5 protein-coding genes are annotated in these 6,041 nt (G+C 67.2%); 4 read left to right on the top strand and 1 reads right to left on the bottom strand.

The window, feature by feature from the left end:
• Positions 1-152 precede the first annotated feature (152 nt).
• The 4 genes from PLE19_22695 (at position 153) to PLE19_22710 (ending at position 4,030) form a co-directional block, all read left to right on the top strand.
• Positions 153-1,400, top strand: a complete 1,248-nt coding sequence (locus tag PLE19_22695) for a Gfo/Idh/MocA family oxidoreductase (GenBank protein ID HPD17757.1) — start codon at positions 153-155, stop codon at positions 1,398-1,400.
• A gap of 393 nt (positions 1,401-1,793) precedes the next feature.
• On the top strand, positions 1,794-2,996 hold the full coding sequence (locus PLE19_22700) for a uroporphyrinogen decarboxylase family protein (protein HPD17758.1): 1,203 nt from the start codon (positions 1,794-1,796) through the stop codon (positions 2,994-2,996).
• Positions 2,997-3,154: 158 nt separating this feature from the next.
• Positions 3,155-3,328: a hypothetical protein gene (locus PLE19_22705; GenBank protein ID HPD17759.1), complete on the top strand. Its 174-nt coding sequence runs from the start codon at positions 3,155-3,157 to the stop codon at positions 3,326-3,328.
• Positions 3,329-3,388: 60 nt separating this feature from the next.
• Positions 3,389-4,030: a cobalamin-dependent protein gene (locus tag PLE19_22710; GenBank protein HPD17760.1), complete on the top strand. Its 642-nt coding sequence runs from the start codon at positions 3,389-3,391 to the stop codon at positions 4,028-4,030.
• A gap of 90 nt (positions 4,031-4,120) precedes the next feature.
• On the opposite strand, the gene PLE19_22715 is transcribed toward PLE19_22710, so the two are convergent.
• Complete coding sequence (locus tag PLE19_22715) at positions 4,121-5,827, bottom strand: thiamine pyrophosphate-binding protein (protein ID HPD17761.1); 1,707 nt, start codon at positions 5,825-5,827, stop codon at positions 4,121-4,123.
• Between the last annotated feature and the right edge of the window lie 214 nt (positions 5,828-6,041).

A 6,041-nucleotide genomic window follows, 5' to 3' on the forward strand; every position in this document is an offset into this window, starting at 1 on the left:
CATCAGCCTGACGTAGCGTGCACCGCGCGCTGCACAGGGAACCGGCGCGCGGCGACGGAACAGAATTGCATACCTGTTCAAGTATGCAATCCCTCCCTCCTGCCGCGATGCCCGTGCCATTCGCCCTATCTCGTGCCCCCGGAGGACAACGGATGATTCGTCTCGCCCTCGTCGGCTTCGGCGGCTACGGCTGGAGCCTCGTTCAGGCGATCAATCAGGCAAGGGACGCCGTTGGCTGCCGCCTCATCGCCGCGGCCGATGCGCGCCTGTCGGCCCTGCCCGAGAAGGCTGAAGCGCTGTCGCGGGCAGGCGTCGAGCTGTTCAGCGACCCGCTGGCGATGTTTGAGGCACTCCGAGGCAAGTGCGACGCCGCCTACATCGCCACGGGCATCCCGAGCCACGCGCCGCTCACCATCGCCGCTGCGCGGGCGGGCCTTCACGTCCACCTCGAGAAGCCCCCCGCCGCGACGGTCCAGGAGGTGGACGCGATGCTCGCTGCCCTCGACGCCGCCGGTCGTTTCTGTCTCGTGGGCTTCCAGGCACTCCATGGCGACGACATTCGGTTCGTCAAGAGCCGCGTGGCCTCGGGGCGGCTGGGCCGTGTGAGGTCGCTCGTGTGCCATGCCGGGTGGCCGCGCAACCAGGCCTACTACACCCGCAATGACTGGGCGGGAAAGCTGAGGGTGGAGAGCGCGGTGTACGGAGACCCAGCTCACAGGGCCTGGGTGCTCGACGGGCCCGCGACCAATGCGCTGGCGCACCAGATCACGAATATGCTGTTCCTCGCGTCGCCAGAGGCGAACCGCCTTGCCACGCCGGTGAGCGTGCGGGCCGAATTGTACACCGCAGGCCCCGTAGAATCGCACGACACCTGTGCCATCGAGATACACACGGCCGAGGGCCCCACGAGCCTGTTCCTCGCAAGCCATTGCTCCGACGCCAACTTCGGCCCGGTCATCGAGATCGAGGCCGAGCGGGGCCATGTCCGCTGGACCATGCGCGACGGGGCACGTGTGTGCTACAGCGATGGGCCGGAGGAGACCTGCCCCGCTGACAACGGCGCCGCGAAAATGATCGCCAACTTCGCCGAGGCCGTGCGGGCGAACGACCGGTCGCTGCTCCGCTGCGACTTGGCGGAGACGCGGAAGTTCGTCCTCGCGCTCGACGGCGCCCACGAGAGCAGCGGCCGTATCCATCGCATCGCGGCCGACCATGTGCGGCGTGTGGGGGAGGGGGGCGAGATGCGGACAGTGGTCGAGGGTCTGGACGCCGCGCTGCGCTGCGCCGCAGCGGCGCGGGCGCTGTTCAGCGAACTGGGCACCCTCCCTTGGGCCGTCGCCACCGAGCCATTCGACCTCACGGGCTATTCGTCCTACCCGCGCCGGATCAAGGGGGAGTGACCGTCGAAGGGCGCCCGCCTATCGGGCAGGGTCTGCCGGGCAGATCGCTCTGGCCATAAGCCTTGCGGGCGACGACAGTTACGGCCAATCCGCGCCGCGGGCAGTCAAAATCTGGGGGCAAAAACGTTGTACATCTGGGGATGTAGGGAGGAATGGTATCGGCTTGGCAGCGCCTATGCGGACGGCGAAGCGCGGTCAGCTTCATTTTTTTACCCAACAGATTTGGGGGGTATTGCCATTGTACATATGGGGGGAATGCCCGACGGGTCGGGCGATGACTTCTTGTGACACTCTCGGTGGCCCGGAAGGGCACTTGACAGCGGGGCCGCCGGTCGCTAGAGATGAGGTCCACAGGACGAGGGTTCCCCCGGCTGTGCGGAAAGGATGAGCGAGATGTCGCAGGATACCGACCGGCTGTACCAGCAGCGGCTGGCGCGCTACGTGGCGGCGATGAAGAAGGAGAAGCCCGACCGCGTGCCCATCCGCCCCTTTGCCGCCGAGTTCGCCGGCAAGTACGCCGGCTACAACAACCAGCAGGTCACGCACGACGTGGACCTGGCGTTCGACGCGATCATGAAGTGCTGCCGCGACTTCGACTGGGACGCGACGGTGGGCAACATGGTCTACGTGTGGACCGGCCTCACCGAGGCGGCGGGGCTGAACTACTACGCCATCCCGGGCATAGACAAGCCGCCGACCGCCGCCTTCCAGTACATCGAGCCACCCGACGAGGAGTCGGCCTTCATGAAGGCCGATGAGTACGACGAGTTCATCGCCGACCCCACGGGCTTCGTCGCCAACGTGTGGATGCCGCGGGCCAACCGCTACGTGGTGCCGCTGGGCGAGCCGAGCACGGCGAAGAACAACCTCGCCTGGCTCAAGGGCGGCATGGCCATGCTCCACTACTTCAACAAGTTCGGCGCGCAGATCGGCCGCATGAAGAACGAGACCGGCACCGTGCACGCCATCGCCGGCTGCCTGAAGGCGCCGTTCGACATCCTGGCCGACAAGTTCCGCGGCTTCCGCCAGCTCTGCGCGGACATCCACCGCCAGCCCAAGAAGGTGCTCGCCGCCTGCGAGGCGCTGCGGCCCCACATGTACTTCAACGCTGTTGCCGGCGCCGACCCCACGAAGACCGTGCCCATCAGCATCTGGCTGCATCGCGGCTGCACGCCGTTCCTCTCGCCCAAGCAGTTCGAGACCTTCTTCTGGCCCACTTGCAAGAAGATCATCGAGGACCTGCATGCGGAGGGGCGCCAGGTGCTCTGGTATGCGGAGGGCGACTGGAATCCCAACCTGAAGTACATCGCCGAGCTGCCCGACAAGAGCATCATCTACCACGTGGACCGCGCCGACCCCTTTGAGGTCTACGAAAAGGTCGGCCACAAGTTCGCCATCAGCGGCGGCATCCCGAACGACCTGCTGGCCTACGGCACGCCCGACGAGGTGCGCGCGAGGTGCAAGGAGGTGATTGACCGCGTGGGCAAGAACGGCGGCTACATCATGGACGCCGGCGCCATCATGCAGGACGACTCGACCATCGAGAACGTCAAGGCCATGACCGAATTCACTGTGGAATACGGAGTGTACCGGTAGAAGCCATCGCCCGTGACGCGCAGGCGTGTTGTGCGCGTTTTCACGGCGGATGAATGGAAGACTGGATGAGTGGATGGGTGTCAGGCAATCACGCATTCCTCCATCCATCCAACCATCCCCTCTGGTTACGGCCTCGGGCCGCCTCAGGAGAGAATCGAATGCCGCAGAGAGAGCCGAAGAAGGCCATCAAGCCCGGCGTGTGCTTCCCGTGGGAGGAGAAGGTGAAGGAGTACCCCAGGATTCTGGGCGATCCCAAGATCGTGCAGAAGGCCTGGGAGGAACTCGACAGCCTGGCGTACCTGTACCTGTGGTTCTGCGTCATGCAGTCCTAGATCCCAACTTCCCGCGGGTTTGCAGCCCGCGAGAGGTTACGAACGGAAGGAGGCCCCCGAATGGCGAAGCCGGGCGCGATTGCGAAGGCGATGAGCGCCTTGAAGGAAGACCAGCTCAAAGCCCTCATCCAGAAAGCCATCAAGGCCAAAGTGCCCGCGGCCGACATCGTGGCCGAGTGCCGCGCCGGCCTCGGCGAGGTGGGCGAGCGCTTCAACAAGGGCGAATACTTCATCTCCGAACTCATGTTCGCCGGCGAGATCATGAAGGACGTGATGGCCCAGCTCGCCCCGCTGCTGAAGAAGGCCACGAAGGCCAAGGCCAAGGCGGGGGCTAAGCAGATCGTCATGGCGACCGTGCGCGGCGACATCCATGACATCGGCAAGGACATCGTGGTCCTCATGCTCCGCGGCGCAGGCTACGAGGTCACCGACCTCGGCGTGGACGTGAAGCCCGAGGAGATCGTGGCGGCGGTGAAGAAGAGCAAGGCGTTCATGGTGGGCCTGAGCGTCTTCCTCACCACCTGCTGCAAGGCGCTGGAGGACACGGCAGTTGCGCTCAAGAAGGCTGGTCTGCGCGAGGGCGTGAAGATCATGATCGGCGGGGCGGCCGCGAGCGACCTGGTGGCCCAGCGCACCGGCTGCGATAGCTATGGCGCCACCGCCGTGGACGCCGTGGCCCTCGCCAACGCCGCGGCGGGGTAGGACCTCGGGACAATGACACGGACCTACACGGACGGACACTGACGGAAGCCCCAGGAGGCAGCTAATCAGTCGTCTGATGAGGGAGGTAGCTCAGCGCTGATCGGCTGGGCCAAGGATGGCGATAGGGACGTGGATGAGGGTTGTGCGGTCGGCGGCGAGGCCCTTCTTGATGGCCTTCGATAGCTGCTCAGACGTGTCGGCTCGGACGCCGATGGCGCCGAAGGCTTCGGCGAGTTTCGCGTAGTCCACCTCGGCCAGGCGGCTGGCGAGGATGCCGTCGGGGCCGTAGGCGGCGCGCTGGCCGCTCACCACGATGCCCCAGGCCCGATCGTCGGCCAGGACGATGACGAACGGCGCCGAGTGCTTCACTGAGGTCTCGAGTTCGGCGATGGTGAAGCCGAACGCTCCGTCGCCGGTCAGGAGCAGCACGGGGCGCTTTGGGTAGGCCAGCTTTGCTCCAATTGCGCCGGGGAGGCCCCAGCCGACAACCGCGCTGGCGCCGCAGGTGAGCCAACGGCTCGGATAGCAGTCGGCCAACGCCATGTGCGCCCACTGGCCAATGTTCCCCCCGTCAATCAGGAAGAGCAGTTCCTCGCTCAGGAACGGGCGGATGGCGTCCACGACGTGGCGGCCAGTCATCCGCGGTGTGGCAGAGGTCAACCGCGAACGCTGCGGATCTGGCGAATGGGATTCGCACGATTCCAGCGATTCGCGGTTTGCTCCCGCGAGCCAACGGCGGCGGAAGGCGGCGTCGCGGCGGCGGGCCTCGGCGAGCCAGGTCCTGTGCGGCCTGGCGCCGAGACGCCGCGTCGCGTGAACAAGTTGGCCGAGGACCGTGCACGGGTCGCCCAACAGCTTCACGTTAGGCTCGGCGCCGCTGCGCAACTCGGTGGCGTCCACGTCAATGCGGATGATGATGGCCCTCTCGGCGACCTTGGGCGGGAGTGCGAAGCCGATGCGGTAGTCGGTGCGGCAGCCCACGAGGAGCACGAGGTCGGCGTCGGGCAGAAGCCGCGGCTCGCCGCTGGCCGCGCCCACGACGCCCAGGAAGTAGTCGGCCGGCTGCTCCACGCAGCCACGGTCCCAGATGGGCACGACGACGGGGATCGAGGTGAGGCGGGCGAACTCGTCCAGCTCGTGCCCGGCCTCGGCGTAGAAGGCGCCGGTGCCAGCGACGAGGACGGGGCGCCTGGCCCTGGCGATGAGGCGCGCCGCCTCGGCCACGAGGTCGGGGTCCGCGGCGGCGTCCTGCACCACCTCGCCCGGGCCGGGGCGCACGCGGATGGCCTTGCCTTTCGGAATCTCTGCCGACAGCACATCCACAGGGATCGAGAGGCAGGCAGGGCCGGGGCGGCCGCTGGTGGCGGCGGCGAGGGCCTCGCGGACACAGAAAGCGACCTTCTCGGGCTCCAGGACGCGGCGCGCGTACTTGCACAGCGGCCGCGCGAGGGCCAGGTGGTCGAACTCCTGGAACTTGCCCAGGTCGTCCTGCGATGAGGGGCTCTCGCCGGTGAGGAGGAGCACGGGGGCCCCGTCGAACCACGCGTTGGCGATGCCCGTGAGGGCGTTGACGTGCGCGATGCCGCTCGAAACGGCGACGACGCCCACGCGGCGCGTGAGGCGGGCGTAGGCGTCGGCGATGTAGGCCGCGGCCTGCTCGTTGCGGGTGTCAATCAGGCGGATGCCCGCGTCGCGGCAGGCCAGGTAGAGCGGGTTCAGCCCGTTTCCGCTGAGCGTGGCGAGGAATTCGACGTTTCGCTCGCGAAGCGTGAGGGCGAACAGATCGGCCCCGGTCATCGGTCGGTCCTCCTGGCGTTGTGGCAGCTTGGGTTCACGTGGTCGTGCTCGAGGAGGCGCACGTTCACGAGACGCGAGGCGGCGGTCCAGTGCCTTCGCGGCGCGGGCGCGCGGCATCGCTGTCCCGCGTGGGTTCCCGCACAGGCCTAGGAGCCTGTTCAAGAATCCCCGTGGGCTGCGTTGCCGGCGCCAGCGGGGCGGATGCAAGGCGCGG

The organism is Planctomycetota bacterium, assembly GCA_035384565.1.
In the GTDB taxonomy this organism is placed as follows: domain Bacteria; phylum Planctomycetota; class PUPC01; order DSUN01; family DSUN01; genus DAOOIT01.

Excerpts from the sequence above, each read along its gene's own strand:
- PLE19_22700 (HPD17758.1), top strand. The coding sequence starts at position 1,794 with ATGTCGCAGGATACCGACCGGCTGTACCAGCAGCGGCTGGCGCGCTAC.
- PLE19_22695 (HPD17757.1), top strand. The coding sequence starts at position 153 with ATGATTCGTCTCGCCCTCGTCGGCTTCGGCGGCTACGGCTGGAGCCTC.
- PLE19_22710 (HPD17760.1), top strand. The coding sequence starts at position 3,389 with ATGGCGAAGCCGGGCGCGATTGCGAAGGCGATGAGCGCCTTGAAGGAA.
- PLE19_22715 (HPD17761.1), bottom strand. The coding sequence starts at position 5,827 with ATGACCGGGGCCGATCTGTTCGCCCTCACGCTTCGCGAGCGAAACGTC.
- PLE19_22705 (HPD17759.1), top strand. The coding sequence starts at position 3,155 with ATGCCGCAGAGAGAGCCGAAGAAGGCCATCAAGCCCGGCGTGTGCTTC.